This window comes from Luteimonas galliterrae, from assembly GCF_023374055.1.
Taxonomy (GTDB): Bacteria; Pseudomonadota; Gammaproteobacteria; order Xanthomonadales; family Xanthomonadaceae; genus Luteimonas_C; species Luteimonas_C galliterrae.
In genome coordinates this window covers 1,935,528-1,952,149 of the sequence record NZ_JAMBEP010000001.1, presented here as the reverse complement: position 1 = coordinate 1,952,149, position 16,622 = coordinate 1,935,528, and the positions used below count along the sequence as shown (strand labels likewise).

The 16,622-nt window shown below is 66.1% G+C and carries 24 protein-coding genes; 15 read left to right on the top strand and 9 right to left on the bottom strand.

Annotation, left to right across the window (positions count from 1 at the left end):
• Positions 1–9: 9 nt before the first annotated feature.
• Positions 10–555 carry a cysteine hydrolase family protein gene (locus tag M2650_RS09010; protein ID WP_249473407.1) on the bottom strand — a complete coding sequence of 182 codons (546 nt, stop codon included), beginning with the start codon at positions 553–555 and terminating at the stop codon, positions 10–12.
• Between the two features lie 107 nt (positions 556–662).
• On the opposite strand from M2650_RS09010, the gene M2650_RS09005 reads away from it, so the two are divergent.
• Positions 663–1,784, top strand: coding sequence for a DUF3182 family protein (locus M2650_RS09005; RefSeq protein WP_249473405.1), 1,122 nt, complete (start codon positions 663–665; stop codon positions 1,782–1,784).
• The gene (locus M2650_RS09000) at positions 1,768–2,580 is read left to right on the top strand and encodes an alpha/beta hydrolase family protein (RefSeq protein ID WP_249473403.1); all 813 of its coding nucleotides are present in this window, start codon (positions 1,768–1,770) and stop codon (positions 2,578–2,580) included. Before M2650_RS09005 ends, M2650_RS09000 begins: the two co-directional genes overlap by 17 nt.
• On the opposite strand, the gene M2650_RS08995 is transcribed toward M2650_RS09000, so the two are convergent.
• The 4 genes from M2650_RS08995 to M2650_RS08980 all read right to left on the bottom strand — a co-directional run bounded on the left by M2650_RS08995 (position 2,577) and on the right by M2650_RS08980 (position 4,139).
• Entirely contained in the window at positions 2,577–2,810 is a 234-nt protein-coding gene (locus M2650_RS08995; protein WP_249473401.1) for a hypothetical protein, read from the bottom strand. The two genes, M2650_RS09000 and M2650_RS08995, sit on opposite strands and share 4 nt — an antisense overlap.
• Positions 2,811–2,841: 31 nt before the next feature.
• A complete protein-coding gene (locus M2650_RS08990; RefSeq protein WP_249474344.1) occupies positions 2,842–3,774 on the bottom strand; it encodes an SDR family oxidoreductase in 933 nt (310 codons plus the stop codon).
• Entirely contained in the window at positions 3,719–3,877 is a 159-nt protein-coding gene (locus M2650_RS16545) for a hypothetical protein (RefSeq protein ID WP_249474396.1), read from the bottom strand. The genes M2650_RS08990 and M2650_RS16545 overlap by 56 nt, the downstream gene beginning before the upstream one ends.
• Positions 3,878–3,983: 106 nt before the next feature.
• Complete coding sequence (locus M2650_RS08980; RefSeq protein ID WP_249473399.1) at positions 3,984–4,139, bottom strand: hypothetical protein; 156 nt, start codon at positions 4,137–4,139, stop codon at positions 3,984–3,986.
• A 192-nt stretch (positions 4,140–4,331) separates the two neighbouring features.
• Between M2650_RS08980 and M2650_RS08975 the strand changes: the two genes are divergently transcribed.
• From M2650_RS08975 to M2650_RS08960, 4 genes are read left to right on the top strand one after another with little or no spacing between them, the layout of a single operon-like run.
• On the top strand, positions 4,332–4,568 hold the full coding sequence (locus M2650_RS08975) for a hypothetical protein (RefSeq protein WP_249473397.1): 237 nt from the start codon (positions 4,332–4,334) through the stop codon (positions 4,566–4,568).
• Positions 4,568–4,756, top strand: a complete 189-nt coding sequence (locus M2650_RS08970) for a hypothetical protein (RefSeq protein WP_249474341.1) — start codon at positions 4,568–4,570, stop codon at positions 4,754–4,756. Before M2650_RS08975 ends, M2650_RS08970 begins: the two co-directional genes overlap by 1 nt.
• A gap of 31 nt (positions 4,757–4,787) precedes the next feature.
• Positions 4,788–5,402 (top strand): hypothetical protein, encoded by a 615-nt coding sequence (locus tag M2650_RS08965; protein ID WP_249473395.1) that lies wholly within the window; start codon positions 4,788–4,790, stop codon positions 5,400–5,402.
• Between the two features lie 19 nt (positions 5,403–5,421).
• Complete coding sequence (locus M2650_RS08960) at positions 5,422–5,904, top strand: hypothetical protein (RefSeq protein ID WP_249473393.1); 483 nt, start codon at positions 5,422–5,424, stop codon at positions 5,902–5,904.
• Between the two features lie 24 nt (positions 5,905–5,928).
• Here the strand turns inward: M2650_RS08960 and M2650_RS08955 are convergent, their stop codons facing one another.
• The gene (locus M2650_RS08955; RefSeq protein WP_249473391.1) at positions 5,929–6,696 is read right to left on the bottom strand and encodes an SDR family oxidoreductase; all 768 of its coding nucleotides are present in this window, start codon (positions 6,694–6,696) and stop codon (positions 5,929–5,931) included.
• Between the two features lie 238 nt (positions 6,697–6,934).
• On the opposite strand from M2650_RS08955, the gene M2650_RS08950 reads away from it, so the two are divergent.
• A complete protein-coding gene (locus M2650_RS08950; RefSeq protein WP_249473389.1) occupies positions 6,935–7,999 on the top strand; it encodes a lipid A deacylase LpxR family protein in 1,065 nt (354 codons plus the stop codon).
• 70 nt (positions 8,000–8,069) lie between these two features.
• On the top strand, positions 8,070–8,849 hold the full coding sequence (locus tag M2650_RS08945) for a lytic transglycosylase domain-containing protein (protein WP_249473387.1): 780 nt from the start codon (positions 8,070–8,072) through the stop codon (positions 8,847–8,849).
• A gap of 930 nt (positions 8,850–9,779) precedes the next feature.
• On the opposite strand, the gene M2650_RS08940 is transcribed toward M2650_RS08945, so the two are convergent.
• Together M2650_RS08940 and M2650_RS08935 are read right to left on the bottom strand one after the other, a co-directional pair.
• Positions 9,780–10,952 carry a PQQ-dependent sugar dehydrogenase gene (locus tag M2650_RS08940; protein WP_249473385.1) on the bottom strand — a complete coding sequence of 391 codons (1,173 nt, stop codon included), beginning with the start codon at positions 10,950–10,952 and terminating at the stop codon, positions 9,780–9,782.
• Between the two features lie 108 nt (positions 10,953–11,060).
• Entirely contained in the window at positions 11,061–12,143 is a 1,083-nt protein-coding gene (locus M2650_RS08935) for a PQQ-dependent sugar dehydrogenase (RefSeq protein WP_249474335.1), read from the bottom strand.
• Between the two features lie 487 nt (positions 12,144–12,630).
• On the opposite strand from M2650_RS08935, the gene M2650_RS08930 reads away from it, so the two are divergent.
• The 6 genes from M2650_RS08930 (at position 12,631) to M2650_RS08905 (ending at position 15,861) form a co-directional block, all read left to right on the top strand.
• Positions 12,631–12,984, top strand: coding sequence for an EF-hand domain-containing protein (locus M2650_RS08930; RefSeq protein WP_249473383.1), 354 nt, complete (start codon positions 12,631–12,633; stop codon positions 12,982–12,984).
• A 119-nt stretch (positions 12,985–13,103) separates the two neighbouring features.
• Positions 13,104–13,331, top strand: coding sequence for a hypothetical protein (locus M2650_RS08925; protein ID WP_249473381.1), 228 nt, complete (start codon positions 13,104–13,106; stop codon positions 13,329–13,331).
• A 97-nt stretch (positions 13,332–13,428) separates the two neighbouring features.
• Positions 13,429–14,190, top strand: a complete 762-nt coding sequence (locus tag M2650_RS08920; RefSeq protein WP_249473379.1) for an HAD family hydrolase — start codon at positions 13,429–13,431, stop codon at positions 14,188–14,190.
• A gap of 54 nt (positions 14,191–14,244) precedes the next feature.
• Entirely contained in the window at positions 14,245–14,658 is a 414-nt protein-coding gene (locus tag M2650_RS08915) for a hypothetical protein (protein WP_249473378.1), read from the top strand.
• Positions 14,659–14,796: 138 nt separating this feature from the next.
• Positions 14,797–15,291, top strand: a complete 495-nt coding sequence (locus tag M2650_RS08910; RefSeq protein ID WP_249473376.1) for a hypothetical protein — start codon at positions 14,797–14,799, stop codon at positions 15,289–15,291.
• 132 nt (positions 15,292–15,423) lie between these two features.
• On the top strand, positions 15,424–15,861 hold the full coding sequence (locus tag M2650_RS08905) for a hypothetical protein (protein WP_249473375.1): 438 nt from the start codon (positions 15,424–15,426) through the stop codon (positions 15,859–15,861).
• 13 nt (positions 15,862–15,874) lie between these two features.
• Here M2650_RS08905 and M2650_RS08900 read toward each other — a convergent pair whose 3' ends face one another.
• Positions 15,875–16,069, bottom strand: coding sequence for a hypothetical protein (locus M2650_RS08900; protein WP_249473373.1), 195 nt, complete (start codon positions 16,067–16,069; stop codon positions 15,875–15,877).
• A 94-nt stretch (positions 16,070–16,163) separates the two neighbouring features.
• Here M2650_RS08900 and M2650_RS08895 point away from each other — a divergent pair, with 94 nt between their 5' ends.
• Complete coding sequence (locus M2650_RS08895) at positions 16,164–16,601, top strand: copper resistance protein NlpE N-terminal domain-containing protein (protein ID WP_249473370.1); 438 nt, start codon at positions 16,164–16,166, stop codon at positions 16,599–16,601.
• Positions 16,602–16,622 lie beyond the last annotated feature (21 nt).

The following is a 16,622-nucleotide window of genomic DNA, read 5'->3' as shown; positions in this document are numbered from 1 at the left end:
GGCGACGGATCAGGTCCGCAGCGAACGCGCGCTGCGGACGTCGGCATGCAGCGCGGATTTCATGACGGCTATCGCCTGCTTGTTGCGCGCCGGCGTTTGCGAGGCGATGCAATCCTGCGGCACGGACAACTCGAAACCGTTCATGTGCGCGTCCACGGCCGTCGCCAGGATGCAGGAATCCCCGGCGATGCCCGTGACTATCAATCGCCGCACGGCCAGTTGCTCCAGCAACAGGCGCAGCGGCGTGGCGAAAAAGGCCGAATGGCGCGGCTTGAGCACGAAATAATCGTTGTGCTCCGGCGCCAGCAACGCAGCGATGGCGGCGCCATACGCATCCGGCTGGCTGCAGATCGCCACCAGTTGCCGGAAATCGGATTGCCAGCGGGTGAAGTTGTCGTTGACGTAGAGCGTGGGCGCGCCTGCGGCTTTCAACCTGGCCTTGAGCGCGGCGATCCGTTTCGCTGCGGGCAATGCGGCCCGCATCAGCGCAGGCGCGCCGTCGAAATCGAAAGGATTGATCATGTCGATGATCAGCAGTGCGGAGGCGTGCGGCATGGCGTCGGCGGACGTGTTCGGTCCCGGCAGCAGAGCATCGCAGCGGTGGCCGCAGCGTGAACCGTTTCACAGCGGCATGATCGGCGCTGCCGGAGTATCGCGTGGGCATGGACAAGCATTCGCCAGGCGCCAGGCCGGTAGTGCTGCTGGTCGCGGATCCCGACGTCGATCGGCAAGGCCACGACCATCTCACCCGCATCGCGATGGCCGAACGCATCGCCGTGCTGCACGGCAGCGTCTATGCGGGCGAATTCGACCCGGATTCGGATTACGGTGGTAGGCCCTACTTCGTTCCCGACTGCACTTTGCTGCATGACGACGCGACGCGGATCGGCGTCCGCGATCACGACGACCTGTTCGGCGGCGTGGTGCCTTACGCATTCCTGGCCAACAAGATCATCAGCCATCCGTTGCCGGCGGCGGATGCCGCGGCGCCCCGCGGCTGGTCGCCGATGCTGGCGCAGCGATTGGGCGGGGCGGTGCTGCCGGGATTCTCCGCTTTCGATGCGGGCGAAGCGCGGCATGCGGGCCGGCGGTTGCTCGCGCTCGGGCAGGTGCGGATAAAGGCAGCGCTTGGCGTCGGCGGCGCGGGCCAGGCGGTGGCTGGCGATCCGCAAGCGCTGGACGCGGCGCTGGACGCCATCGACCCCGACGAGCTGCGCGAACATGGCGTCGTCGTGGAGCTCGACCTGCCGGAATCGCGGACGTACAGCGTCGGCGCATTGCGCCTGTCGGGCATGCCGTTCGCCTATTACGGCACCCAGTTGTCGGTGCAGGATCGCGACGGACAAGAAGTGTACGGCGGCACGGAACTCGTGGTCTTGCGCGGCGGCTTCGCCGAACTTGCGCGCCTGCCGCTGGACGGCGCCACGCATGCCGCGATCGAGTGCGCCGCCGGCTACGACCGGGCGATATCGGAAGAATTCCCGGCGTTTTTCGCCTCACGCCGCAACTACGACGTGATCGCCGGCAGCGACAGCCGCGGCCGGCGCCATCGCGGTGTGCTCGAGCAGTCGTGGCGGATCGGGGGCGCGACGCCGGCGGAGTTGGCGGCCGTAGAAGCTTTGTCGAAGGATCCCGGTTTGGCCTGGGTATCGGCTTCCACGCACGAGTCGCATCGTCCTGAGACGCCGCCGCCGCGAGCGCAGGTGCATTTTCACGACCCGCACAGCCGGAGCGGCCCGATCCTGAAGTACGCATTGGTGCGCAAGCATGGACATACGGCTTGAGAACATCGAAATACGCGTCGACGACGAAGCGGTGCAGGGCAGCCTGCTGTCGCCGACGCGCAGGCACCCGGCGGTGCTGTTCGTGCATGGCTGGGGCGGCAGCCAGCAGCACGACCTGGCGCGCGCGCGCGAGGCCGCGGGGCTGGGCTGCGTGTGCCTGACGTTCGACTTGCGCGGCCACGAGAGCACGGCTGCGCAATGGGAAACGGTCAGCCGCGAATTGAACCTGCGTGATCTGGTCGCCGCCTACGATTGGTTGGCTGGGCAGGCGAACGTCGACGATACGGCGATCGCGGTAGTCGGCATCAGCTACGGCGGATATCTGGCGTCGATACTGGCCTCGTTGCGGCCGGTGCGCTGGCTGGCCCTGCGTTCGCCGGCGCTGTACAAGGATCAGGACTGGAGCCTTCCGAAACGCAAGCTGCATGCCGATCCGGATCTGCCGGGGTACCGGCGCCGCGAGATAGCGCCCGAACAGAACAAGGCCCTGCGGGCGGCGTCGCAGTACCTCGGCGACGTGCTGATCGTGGAAGCCGAACACGACGTCATCGTGCCGCACCAGGTCATCGAGAACTACCGCAGGGCGTTCTCGCACGCGCACTCGCTCACCTCGCGCCTGATTTCGGGCGCCGACCACGGCCTCAGCGACAAGCTGGCGCAGCAGGACTACACCGCGACGTTGATCAAGTGGCTCACCGAGATGGTCGTAGGCGCGCGCGGGCAGGCCGCCAAGGCCAAGGTGGAGGAACGCAAACAACAGCAGCCCGCGCGCGCCGCGGGGAACGCCGCGCGCTAGACCCGGTCGTCGATGCCGACCACGCCCGATTTCTTGGCGCAATGCGCGCAGCAGTAGAATTTATCCGCATGCTCGGCGCCATGGCCGATGATGCTGCAGCCGCAATGCGCGCAGCGCGGCGCGAAAGCGTGGATCGCGCATTCGAAAGAGTCGAAGGTGCCCTTGCGGTCGCCTTGCACGATCTGGAAGGATTTGTCGTAGTCGTTGCCGCAAACGTCGCAGGTCGCCATGGAAGCCTCCTGGTGCGGGAGTGGAGTGATATCAGCCGCGCGGCCCGCCCATCACCGGCAGCACGATGCCGCTGATGTAGGAAGCCGTCACCGGCGAAGCGAGGAACACGTAAGCGGGCGAAATTTCCTCGGGCTGCGCCGGGCGGCCCATGTCGCTGTCCTGGCCGAACTTGGCCACGTCCTTGGCCGGCTTGTCGGCCGGATTCAGCGGCGTCCACACCGGCCCGGGGGCGACCGCGTTGACGCGTATGCCGCGCTCGAGCAGATTGCTCGCCAAGGCTTTGGTGAACGCATGGATCGCGCCCTTGGTGGCCGAATAGTCGAGCAGGTGCTTGCTGCCGAAGATGCCCGTTTCCGATCCGGTATTGATGATGCTGGCGCCGTTGCCCAGGTGCGGCAGCGCCGCGCGCGCCATGTGGAAGTAGCCGCCGATGTTGGTCTGCAGCGTCTCCTGCAGGTGCTGCTCGCTGAGGTCTTCGAGCTTTTCGACGTGTTGCTGGAAAGCGGCGTTGTTGACCAGGACGTCGAGCCTGCCGAAGGCGCGCACGGTTTCGCGCACGGCCTTTTCGCAGAACTTGGGATCTTTCACGTCGCCCGCGATCGCGACGCACCGGCGGCCTTCGTCCAGCACGTGCCGGCGCGTGGTTTCAGCGTCTTCGTGCTCGTCGAGGTAGAGCACGGCCACATCTGCGCCCTCGCGGGCGAACAGCACCGCCACTGCGCGGCCGATGCCGGAATCGCCGCCGGTCACGATCGCCGCCATGCCTTCCAGTTTGCCGCTGCCGATATAGTCCGGTGCGAGGAAGCGGGGCTGGACCTCGAGCGCATGCTCGTTGCCCGGCTTTTGCAGATGCTGTCGGGGCAGCGGGTTCTGCGGCTGCCGGCGCGTGCCAGTTTGAACGGCCTTCTTAGTCGCCTTCTTTCCCGTTGATTTTTTGGCGATCTTGTCCGCGCGGTCCTGGATGGCGCGCTGTTTCGCTACCGTTTTCGTCGCAGTTCGGGCCTTCGCCGAAGCTGCCTTTTTCTTGACCGGCATCCTTCACCTCGTAGTCACGGATTTTTCGCACCAGCCTAGACGTTCCTGCGTTCACGTCGGGAGAAGGCTCGGCGAAGGCCGAAAAACAAGAAGCGCCCACGAAGGGCGCTTCAGTGCATCGCTGCGGTCACGACGACCTATTCTTCCTCTTCTTCCACCGACCCCTGGGACTTGTCGGTCTTGTTCTGATCGTCGCGGTCGCGGCCCTGGTTCTGCTGCGACGGATCCTGTATCTGATTCTGCCGGTCCTGGTTGGGGTTTTGCGGCTGGTTCGGATTCTGGTTGTTGCCCATGGCTCGAATTCCTTTAAATCGGGGGAAGGACGCGCAGGCCGTCGGCCTGCATGCGGAGCGTGCATGAAACGCCGTTATCCACGCGCGATAGCGGCGTGATAGCGGCGCGAGGACACGGCGGCCGGCTGAATAATTCAGCACGGCCCCGGCGCGGTATGATGCGGCCGAGTCCACCATGCGAAGGGAAACACCATGCGCGCCTTCCTCGCCGCCGCCCTGTTCGCGGCCGCCGCAATCGCCCACGCTGGCGACGCCAAGCAATACGGCCAAGCCATTCCGCAAGGCGAAGCAGTCCCGATTTCCGAGGCCGTGGCCGCGCATGAGCGTTATGCCGGCAAGCCGCAGCGCTACAGCGGGCGCATCGTGGAGGTCTGCCAGAAGGAAGCTGTTGGATGGTGCTGGAGGACGAGGGCCAAAGCGCCCGCGTGATGATGCGCGACCACAAGTTCGTGGTGCCCAAGGATGCGTCCGGCAAGGCAGAAGTCTACGGCGTGCTGTCGCGCAACCAGTTGTCGCCAGAAGCGGTTAAACATATGCAGGAGGAGAGCAAGAACGGCCTGCCGGTGTCCGAAGTCGAATTCCGTATCGTCGCCGATGGCGTCGAGATAGCGGGCTGAAGCCACGCACGCTCGGACAGGGAGTAATGCGATGAACAAACTGATCTGCGCGGCCGTCATCGCGATGCTGTTATCGGGTTGCGACAAGCTAGCGCCTCCCGTGCCGGAAGCGGGCGACACGCCGACAAAGGCCGCGGCACCCGCGGCCGAGCCGGCGCCGGCGAACGCCGCAACGGCATCCGTACCCGCTGCCGAGAATGCCGCAACCCCGCCTGCGCACGACGCGGCCGCGTCGTCTGTGACGACGGATCCCGCGACGGATCCCGCGGCGGACAAGGCCGTCGACGACGCCATCGACGATGCGCTGGGCGACCACATCCGTTATCGCGCGGCATTCGATGAATTGCAGCGCGCGGTCGCGGCCAAGGATGCGGCGGCTGTAGCGGCCCTGGTGCAATACCCGCTCGTGGCCACGATCGACGGCAAGAAAGCCACGATCAAGGACTCGGCAGCATTCGCTGCGCAGTACGACAAGATCGTGACGCCCGCGATCGCCGACGTCGTGACCCGGCAGAAGTATTCGGACCTGTTCGTCAATTACAAAGGCGTGATGTTCGGCAGCGGCCAGGTATGGTTGAACGGCATCTGCAAGGACAATGCTTGCAAGCAAGCGGATGTGAAAGTTGTCGCCATCCAACCCGGCTAACCCGACCCGAGGTAACGACATGAACCAGACGCTACGCCTGACGACGATCGCCGCTGTCCTGTGCCTGGCCGCATGCGACGACAAGCCCGCCTCGCCCGAACCCGCCGCCGCGCCGCCCGCCGCTCAGACGCCGGCCGCGGAACCGGCGCCCGCCGCGCCGCAAGCCGCGACCGAAACTGCGCCGCCGCCAGCGGACGTGCCCGCATTCGTCGGCAAGGTCTGGGAGGTGAAGACCTCGTCCGCCGCGGCGCCGGGAACGCGCTACAGCTTCCTCGCCGACGGCACGCTGGTGATCGAAGCCGAGGGCGGCGCGCCGGGTTACGGCAAATGGACCTACGAGAACGGCGCGCTGACGATGATCGAAGAGGGCATTTCCTATCCCACCGACATCCTCAAGCTCGACGCGACGGCCTTCGAGATCCGCAGCCACAATCCGGGCGCACCGGTGACCATTTCGCTGGTGCCTGCCGAGGGCGTGACGCTGCCGTCGCCGCCGAATTGATGCGCGAGAGCTGCCTGCGGCGGCCTAACTGCGGTTGATCGACACACCGCCTTCCACGGCGAACGCCGTGCCGGTGGTGAACGTGGATGCGTCCGAGGCCAGATAGAGCACCGAACGCGCCATTTCCTCCGGCGTGGCGATGCGCTTGAGCGCATACAGGCTGGCGATGAATTCCCGCGCCTGCGGCGTGTCGATCATCTCGCGGTACATCGGTGTATCGGTCGCGCCGGGCAACAGCGCGTTGACGCGCACGCCCTGCGCGCCGAATTCGACGGCCAGCGTTTGCGTCAACCCGATCAGGCCCGCCTTGCTCGCCGCGTAAGCCGCGACGCCCGGAAACGAGGCGGTGTGGCCGACGAACGAGGACGTGAAGATCAACGAACCGCCGCCGCGCTCGACCATCGCCGGCAACTGGTGTTTCGCGCACAGGAAGGCGGCCGTCAGGTTGCTCTCGATCGCCTCGTTCCAACCCTCGCGCGTCACTTGCGGCGTGGGCGCCATCTGGCCCAGCGCGCCGGCATTGTTGAAGGCGATGTCCAGCCCGCCGTAGGCCTCGCGCGCGGTGTCGACCATGCGCCGGGCGAAATCCTCGTCGCGCACATCGCCGATGCACGCGGTCGCGCGGCCGCCATCGGCGGCGATTTCCGCCACCAAGTCGCGTAACGGCTGCGCACTGCGTGCCGCGACCACCAGGCTGGCGCCTTCGCGAGCGAACAGCTTCGCGGTGGCGCGGCCTATGCCCGAACTCGCGCCGGTGACGATGGCGACTTTGTCTTGCAATGCGTGGGTCATGCCTGGCTCCTGTGGAGTGCCGCCGTTGCGGACTGGATCGACAGGATCGCAGCCGCAGCCCATGCAGCCTATCCGATTCGTGCGCTCGGGGCGCTCGCGGCGTGCGCAAGGATGGAACACGGCATTCCACCGCGATCGGTTCTTAGCGGCGGCCTGAGGCCCAACCCTTGCAGGCATTACGCATCCGCGGAACGCTCCGAAACGCATGACGCACATCGCCGGCCCAACGCGAAAGGCCATGGAAACGGGTGGATACCGTTTAGCCTGCGCGTTCGTGGCGATGCTGCTCGCTTGCGGCTGGGCTGGCGCGGCGCGCGCCGGCGAGCGCTGCACGGAAACCTCGAGCGAAAGATTCCCGCCGGTGGTCAACCTGCGCATCGACAACGATCTGTTCGCGCGCCAGGACCAGGGCTACAGCAGCGGCATCCTGCTCAGCCTGGTGTCGCCCAACCTGAAGGATTACACCGACGATACCTGCCTGCCCGCGATGGCGCGCTGGTTGAACCGCTATCTGGCGCGGATACAGCCGTCCGGTTTCGATCAGCAGAACATGGTGGTGAAAGTCGGGCAGGGCATCTTCACGCCGGCCGACCCCGCGCGCAGCGACCTGATCGTCGAAGACCGCCCATATGCCGGCGCTTTATTGGCCAGCTTCGGCTACAACGCGCGCAAAGGCGACCGCTTGCGCACCACGCAGTTGGTGTTCGGCCTGGTCGGCCCGGATGCGTACGGCAAGCAGAGCCAGGACTTCATCCATGGACTCATCGGTTCGGAGAAATTCCGCGGCTGGGACCACCAGTTGCGCAACGAGCCGGTGGCGATGCTGCTCCACGAACGTTCGCAGCGTTATGCCCGGCACACCATCGGCGACCGCGGCCTGCAGTGGGATGCGATCAATCATTGGGGCGGAGCGGTCGGCAATTTCCAGACGCACGCCAATGCCGGCACCGAACTGCGGCTGGGTTTCCGGCTGCCCGACGATTTCGGTTCCAGCCCGGTGCGCCCGGCCGGCGACAATACCGCGCCGACCGAAAGCTACCGGGTGATGCATGGCTGGACCTGGCACGCCTTCCTGGCCACGGACGCGCGTTGGGTGCTGCACGACATCACGCTCGACGGCAATACCTTCCGCGACAGCCACAGCGTCGACAAGAAGCCTTTCGTCGGCGAAGCCGCGATAGGCATGGCGATGACCTACAACCGTTGGAAGTTCGCTTTCGCGCGCTACTACCGCACCCGCGAATTCGACGGCCAGCGGTCGCGGCCTTCGTTCGGCACCTTCACCATCAGCCGCGCTTTCTGACGCAACCGCCCCTGAACCCCGCGACCGCTTGACGGGCGGCCCGGCGCCGCCCGATTACAATCCGCCGGCCATGCCCGTCCGCTCCGCCATCGCGTTCTGCCTGCTTTGCGCCGCATTGCTGTCCGGCGCGCCGGATGCGCAGGCGCGCACGGTGTACCGCTGCGTGCGCAACGGCACCGTCAGCTTGGCGACGGCGCCGGAGCCGGGTTCGAAATGCGTCGCCAAGAAGATCGACGACGATGCCGCCAAGCTGCCCAACCTGTGGGGCGAGATGGGCGTGATCAACGGCACGCTGTACGAGCGCCAGCAGGACGGAAAGACCGTCTACAGCACGCGCAATCTGCCCGGCTCCAAGATCTACCTGAAGTTCACAGTGAAAACGCCACCCGGTTCGCCGGCGCACGAGGGTTTGGGCAGGATCGGCAAACCGCAGTTGAAGGTCTTCGCCAAGGAGTTCAAGGCCGCGGCCAAGGCGACCGGCGTCGACGATGCTTGGCTGCGCGCCTTCGCCCACGCCGAAAGCGGCTTCGATGCGAAAGCGGTATCGCCCAAAGGCGCGCAGGGCGTAATGCAGCTTATGCCCGAGGTGATCAAGGAATACGGAGTGAAGGACCCGTTCTCGTCGTCCGAATCGATCGGCGCCGGCGCGCGCCATCTGAAATCGCTCAAGCGGCGCTACAAGGACGACTTGGTGCTGGTCGCGGCCGCCTACAACGCCGGCATCGGCGCGGTGACGCGCTACGGCGGCGTGCCGCCGTATGCGGAGACCCAGGCGTATGTCGTCAAGGTGCAGGTATTGCACGATCGGTATCTGGTTGCGATGGGGCGCAAGGAAACGCCGGCCAAGTAGCGGGCTCGAAGACGATGATCCAACGCCTTCGCTTTGCTCTGTGTAGAGCGGGGCTTACCCCGCTGCCTTGGCTGTTGGGGTTCTGGCGACCTGCCGGCCTTCCAGGCCGGGGTTTCGTCCGCTCAAACCGCGGCCGAGTGACTTTCTTTTTGTGGGGCCCAAAAAAGAGAAGTCACCAAAAATAAGGGCCTTTGGATGGGATCCCAGCGATGGGGCTACCCCCCGTGTTCTTGTCCACTTATCGCCGGCCCTCGGGATTCCTCCGTCGCTTCGACATTTGGATTCGAGGCGATCGATCAGAACGCCTCCTTAGCGCAACTCCGCAAAAGCCACGTCACCCATAGACTGCGAATCAAAATCTAGTACCTGCGTAAGAAGGTCACCTGCGACGAAAGCCGGGCCGCTGGCTGACTTTCAGGTGCGACGCATCGCACCGCAGTTCAGGCCCTTTCTTGGGTTACTTTCTTTGGGCCAACAAAGAAAGTGACCCGGCGCAGCCGGAAGCCTTTGTCCATGGTGCGAGTCGCAGCGAGGCCCACAAGCACGCGAGCCTGGATCCCGGCCTTCGCCGGGATGACGGCTTAAGGGCAAGAGCAAGAGCAAGATGGATCCCAGCGTTCGCTGGGATGACGGCCTAAGAGCAATGGCCTAAGAGCAACGGCCTAAGAGCAACGGCCTAAGAGCAACGGCCTAATAGCAACGGCCTAAGAGCAACGGCCTAATAGCAACGGCCTAAGAGCAACGGCCTAAGAGCAAGAGCAGCGGAGCAAGCTCTGCTCTACAGAGCGGGAGCAAGGGCAGCGGTCCAGACCCGCTCTGCAAAGCCAGAGCAAGGCAAAGGCAGCGGAGTGAGCTTCGCTCTACAGAGACAAGAGCAAGGCGCATCCCAGCGTGCGCCAGGACGACGGCTTTTGGAGCGAAGGCGGATGGTCAGGTTTTCGCAGGTGCCGGTGGCGTCAGCTTCAGCAGGCGTGCGCCGCCTTCGTCCTCCAGCAGCCAGATCGCGCCGTCGGGGCCTTGCTCGACCTCGCGGATGCGCTTGCCCATGTCGTAGCGCGCCGCTTCGCGCGCCTTGACGCCGTCGAACTCGATGCGGATCAGCGCCTGCGACGAAAGCCCGCCGATGAAGCCGTCCCCCTTCCAATCCGGAAACAGATCGCCGGAATAGATGATGAAGCCGGCCGGCGAGATCACCGGGTTCCAGAACACTTCCGGCGCATTGAATTCGGGACGCGTATCGTGATCGGGAATGTCGCGGCCGTCGTAATGGTCGCCGTTGGAGACGATCGGATAACCGTAGTTCGAACCGCGCTCGATCAAGTTCAACTCGTCGCCGCCCTTGGGTCCCATTTCGTGTTCCCACAGCCGGCCTTGCGCGTCGAACGCCAGGCCCAGCGCATTGCGATGGCCCAGCGACCAGACCTGCGCGGCGACGCCGCCCTGATCCGCGAACGGGTTGTCGGCCGGCACCGAGCCGTCGTCGTTGAGGCGCACGATCTTGCCCAGGTTGGATTTCATGTCCTGCGCCGGATCGAATTTCTGCCGCTCGCTGGAGCTGATCCACAGCTTGCCGTCCTTGTCGAACGCGATGCGGTGCCCGTAATGGCCGCGGCCGGACACCTTGGGCACCTGCCGCCAGATCACTTTCACGCCGGACAACGCGCCGCCGCCGTTCTTATCGAGGGTGAGCTTGCCGCGCGCCACCGCGCCGCCGCGCGTATCGCCGTCGCCCTTTTCGGCATAGCTGAGATAGACCAGGCCGTTGCTGGCGAATTTGGGGTGCAGCACGACGTCGCCGAAGCCGCCTTGCCCGCCGTAATCGACCTCGGGCACGCCGCTGATTTCGCCGACGCGCTTGCTGGCGGTATCCAGCAGTTTCAGCTTGCCTTCCTTCTCAGTCACCAGCAGGCGGCCGTCGGGCAGGAAGGTCATCGCCCAGGGTTCGTCGAAAGTCGCCACTTCGGTGGCGACGAAGGGTTTGCCGTCGGCCGGTTGCGCCTGCGCAGCGGCATCGTCGCCGCTCTGCGTGGCGTTGCTGGCGCCGTTGCAACCCGTCAGCAGGAACGCGGCGCTGCAGGCGGCGGTCAACAGGGAGTGCTTCATGCTCGGCTCCGATGTGAATAAGGAAAGATTTCTACAGGATCGGTCGCGACGATGCCATACGATGGCTCGCGCGCGTTATGCGGCGCGGACAACGCTATCGTAAACCGCTCAGAACGGAACCGGCGTGAGTTTCAGCAGCCGCACGTTGCCGCCGTCCTCCAGCAGCCAGATCGCGCCGTCGGGCCCTTGCTCGACTTCGCGGATGCGCTGGCCCATGGCATAGCGCGCGACCTCGCGTGCCTGCACGCCGTCGAATTGGATGCGGATCAGAGCCTGCGACGCCAAGCCGCCGATGAAGCCGTCGCCGCGGAAATAGGGGAAGCGCGATCCCGAATAGATGATGAAACCCGCCGGCGCGATCACCGGCGTCCACCACGCTTCGGGCGCGTTGAATTCCGGGCGCGTGTCGTGGTCGGGAATGTCCGTGCCGTCGTAGTGGCTGCCGTTGGACACGATCGGCCAGCCGTAATTGGAGCCGCGTTCGATCAGGTTCAGTTCGTCGCCTCCCAGCGGCCCCATCTCGTGCGCCCACAGGCGTCCTTGCGCATCGAAGGCCAGGCCCAGGATGTTGCGGTGGCCCAGCGACCAGACCTGCGCGGCCACGCCGCCCTGGTTTGCGAACGGATTGTCGGCGGGCAACGTGCCGTCGTCGTTGAGCCGGATCGTCTTGCCGAGATTGGACGCCATGTCCTGGGCCGGATCGAATTTCTGCCGGTCGCTCGAACTGATCCACAATTTGCCTTGCTTGTCGAAGGCGAGGCGATGGCCGTAATGGCCGAAGCCGGTGACTTTCGGCGACTGCCGCCAGATCACCTGCAGGTTGGACAGGCTGCCGCCGCCGCTGCCGTTCAAAGCCAGCTGCGCGCGTGCGACGGCCGCACCGCGCGTGTCGCCCGCGCCTGGTTCGACGTAGCTCAGATAGATCAGGCCGTTGCCGGCGAATTGCGGATGCAGCAGCACATCGCCGAGACCGCCCTGGCCGCCATAAACGACCGCCGGCACGCCGGAGATCTGGCCGACCTGTTGGCTGGTCACGTTGAGCAATTTCAGCTGGCCGCCCTTCTGCGTGACCAGCAGCCGTCCGTCGGGCAGGAAGGTCATCGCCCACGGCTCGTCGAAGCGCGCGACTTCGGTGGCGACGAAAGGCGGGTCGGGAATGCGCGTGGCCTGCAGCGGGCCGCCGGTGCGCATCGGTGACGTCGCGCTCGCCGCGGCAGGTGCGGTTTGCGGCGTAGCGGGCGCGGTTTGCTGAGGATCTTCGGGCGCGCGCTTGGCGACGGTAGCGACGAAGGTCGGCTCGTCGGGCTTGTCCGGATCTCCCGGGACGATCTTGGCCGATACGGGGCGAATGTCGTCGCAAGCCGGCATCAGCAGCGCTGCGGACACGACGATCTGCAACAGGTATTTGCTCATGTCCGCACTCGCGTTTGGATGGCGCCGGCCTAGTCGTACACGATCCGCGACGGACAGGCGTCGTCATGCTCGCGTGCGGGCTCAAAAATCGCGCCGAAACGGCCGGAACTGCGGCGCGACATAACGCACATTGCCGACGCTGTGGTTAAGGCAACGTAACCCTAACGATTAAGGCAGCGTTCGGATTCAGACACAGGCTGGCATGGTGCGAGCGTGCGGCCCAGACCGTGCACTCCATTCATTCCTGTTCCATGGAGCAAAGCATATGAAACACAATCGTTTGATCCCCCTGCTGGCCCTGACGGCCACGCTGGCCGCCCCCCTGGCCTTCGCGCAGTCCACCACCCCGCAGTCGGCAGAACCCCAGGCCGCGCCCACCGCCGATCCGGCGGCGACGCAGGCCGCACCGGCCGCGCAGCCGCAGAAGGCCAAGACCTGGGCCGATGTCGACAGCGACAAGGACGGCAAGATCAGCAAGACCGAGTCGGCCAGCGAGCCGGCCGTGGGCCAGATCTTCGATCAGGCCGACAGCAACAAGGACGGCAGCCTGACCACCGACGAGTACAAGGCCTACATCGCCAAGGCCAATGGCGCGCCGAAGAGCGATCAGGGCGGCTGATCCCATCCGCTGCGCGAGCGACATCCCGGCCCGGCCGCGCCTAGCGCGCGGCCGGGCCCGACCGCGTGAGGCGTGCCCCCGCACGCCGACTATCCATAAATGACGAAGGGAGCCCTGCGATGAATATCAAGTTCCGTGACGTATCCATGGCGCTGTTGGCCGCCAGCGTGCTGACGCTGGCCGCTTGCGCCAGCACCAAGGACGATTCGACCGTGCCGCCGGAGGATTCCGCGCCCGCTCCGTCGGAGCCGTCCACCACCACGCCGTCCGACAGCACGACGCCGCCTGCGGACGCCACCACCTCGCCGCCGCCCGCCGACAGCGCTGCGCCGGCCGCCACGCCGTAATCCACGGGCGTCGCCTGCCGCTCGCGGCGGGCGACGCATCGTGCCTGGAAAGGCGGCTGCGGCCGCCTTTGTCGTGTCCGCCCGGTAAACTGCGGCGATGCACGAAGCACATGGCGAGCACACCGCGATCGCGCTGGTCGGTTTCGACGGCGACGACACCCTCTGGCGCAGCCAGGATTATTTCGACCAAGCGCAGGCCGAGTTCGAGCGCATCGTCGGCGCCTATGCCGACCTCGGCGACGTGCGCGTGCACGAGCATCTCTACCAGGTGGAGATGCGCAACCTGGCGCTGTTCGGTTACGGCGTAAAAGGCATGGCGTTGTCTATGATCGAAGCCGCGTTGGAAATCACAGGCCAGCGCATCTCCGGCGCGGACGTGCAGAGGATCGTCGCGCTGGCCAAATCGCTGCTGCAGCATCCGGTGGAACTGCTGCCGGGCATCCGCGATGCGGTGGAACGCATCGCCCGCGATCTCGACGTGGTGCTGATCACCAAGGGCGACCTGTTCCACCAGGAAGCCAAGGTGCGGCAATCGGGCTTGGCCGACGTGTTCGGCCGCATCGAGATCGTCAGCGAGAAAGACGCCGGCACCTATGCGCGCCTGCTGCGGGAATTCGATCTGGCGCCGTCGCGGTTCCTGATGATCGGCAATTCGCTGCGTTCGGACATCGCGCCGGTGCTGGAGCTCGGCGGTTGGGGCGTGCACATGCCGTATCACACCACTTGGGCGCACGAGAACGAGGTCGAGCTCGGCGTCGCGCCCGAGCGTCTGCGCACCGTGGCTTCGGCCGAGCAATTGCCGGCGGCGGTGCGCGAGATCGCGGCCTTGGCGGACGCGCGTGTGGGGGTTTTCCGATAGTCCACTCCCGGCGCGTTACGCAGACTCGGCTGCGGCTCAACCGGGAATGCGGGCATGCGGATCAGGACAGGCGTTTCCCTCGCAGTGTGGGCATGCCTGTTCGCGGCCGGCGCCGATGCGGGCGAAGTGCGCAAATGCGAGCATCGCGACGGCAGTCACAGTTACGTGTCCGGTGCGTGTCCCGCCGGCACCCGTCAGGCCTGGGTACGCGATGTGGAACCCGAACCGGTGGATGCCGACAGGCTGCGCGAACGCCAGACCGCGTTGAACCGCTGGCAACAGCGCAGCCGAGTGCGCGGCTCTTCCGGTGGCGGCTCGCGGCCTAGCCAAACGTCTCGAAACAATGCCGCCAAGGCCTGCGAAACAGCCAAGCGACGGCGCAACGAAGTCCGCGACCGCGACTGGTACACGTTGACGCTGGAACAACTGCGCACGCTGGACGATCGGGTCGCGCGGGCCTGCCGCTGAACCGCGGAACATATCCGGCTTAGCGCCCGCTAAACATGCCTCGGCCGCCCGGCAAGAATTAAAAAGCGGTTCACCGCCGCCGCCGCATCGTGGCCGCATCCCCGCAACCGTGCGGGCGATCTTCCAGGAGGAATTCCTATGACGATCCTGTCCCGCTGGCTGGCCCCGGCCGTGCTCGCCGCCGGTCTCGGCCTGGGCGCGATGGCGCCCGCGCCTGCCCAGGCGCAGAACGACGATCTGGTACGGGTCATCGTCGATGTCGCCGACGTGATCTTCCGCAGCGGCCATCCGTACTACCGCTACGATCAGCGCTACGGCTACAACGATCGCCTGATCGTGGTGCGCGACCCCTACCGCGGTCCGGTGTATTACCGTTACGTGCCGCGCACCGTCTATTACCGCGACAGCCGTTACCGCAACCCGCCCTACGGCGTGGCTCATGGCTACTGGCGCGACGGGCGCTGGTGGGACGGCCGCCGCTGGCACGACCGCAACGACTACTACGAGCGGCGCCGTTGGGAATCGCACAACGATTGGCGCGACCGCGACCGTGGTTGGGAGAAGCGCAAGTACAAGCACGAATACAAGCGCGGCAAGGGCCGCGACCACCGCTGGCGCGACGACGACGATTGACCGATCGGCATCCGCCGATGCCATTCCCGACCCGCAGGCGGCGCCGCATACCCCGGCGCCGTCTGCGTTCAACGGGCCCTCAATGAGCCGATGCTAATCTGTGCCCAGCCCTTCCGATCCAAGGAGTTCGTCATGCGCATTCCCTCACTGGCGCTCGCCGCCGTACTGGCGTGGGCCGCGTTCCCGGCGCCGGCGCATGCGGCTGGCCCCATCGATTGCAAGCTCAAGTTCAGCATGTCCGGCTGGTCGGTGTTCTACAAGACCTCTTCGGGCGAAGGCGTCGTCAGCTGCGACAACGGCCAGAGCCTGCCGGTGCGGATCAGCACCAAGGGCGGCGGCATCACCTTCGGCAAGTCGCGCATCGACAACGGCACCGGAGAGTTCTCCGGCGTGTACAACATCCGCGACGTGATCGGCGGTTACGCCGCGGCGGAGGCGCATGCCGGCGCCGGCAAGTCGAGCAAGGCCCAGGTCGTAACCAAGGGCAGCATCTCGTTGGCGTTGGCGGGCAAGGGTTCGGGCTGGGACCTGGGCGTGTCGTTCGGCAGCTTCGTGATCGAGGCGCGCTGAATCGCGCGACGGGTCAGCGCGGCGACATCACCTCGCCGTCGGTAGCGCCGGGGACGCGCAAGGACTTTTCGACGTCGTCGCCCAGCCGCTGGGCGAACCAGTTCAGACTCAAGCCGTAGACCGTGGCCAGCAGGACCAGCAGGCCCAGGCCCACCAGCCAGCGCCGGAGGCGGCCGGTACGGGGAGAATGGTTGGAATGTGGACGCATGTCGCGCTCGCAACGGGGCATACAGGAGAACGCAGAGAGCGTCAGGACAAGGTCAACATCGATCCGACGCCGTCCGTTGCGGCACAATCGCCCCATGACGCCCCGCCTAGCATGGTTGCTGTGCCTCTTGCTCGCCGGATGGCTGCCGGCCTGCAGCCGCGACACGCCGGCGCCCGCCGCGGCACTGCCGCCGTTCGATCGCGACGGCCGGATCGGCTGGCGGGGCGTGCTGGCCTGCGCCGATTGCGACGGCATCGATACGACGCTGGCCCTGAGCCGTTCCGGCGAGAGACGCGAATACTTGCTGGTCGAAACCTATCTGACCGCGGACGGCGGCGAGCGCTTCGTCGAACAAGGGCGCTGGCGCCAGCAGGGCGATGCGCTGATCAGGTTGCAGGCCGTGGATGGCGGCGAGCGCGTCTATGCCTTGCAGGCCGATGGCGGCCTGCAGCCCCGCGACGCCCGCGGCCGCCGCTTCGCATTGCGCGACGACGATGTCCTGACGCCGCTGCCGGCATCGACCGGGCTGTGAAACGCTGTTTTTCCAGGAGTG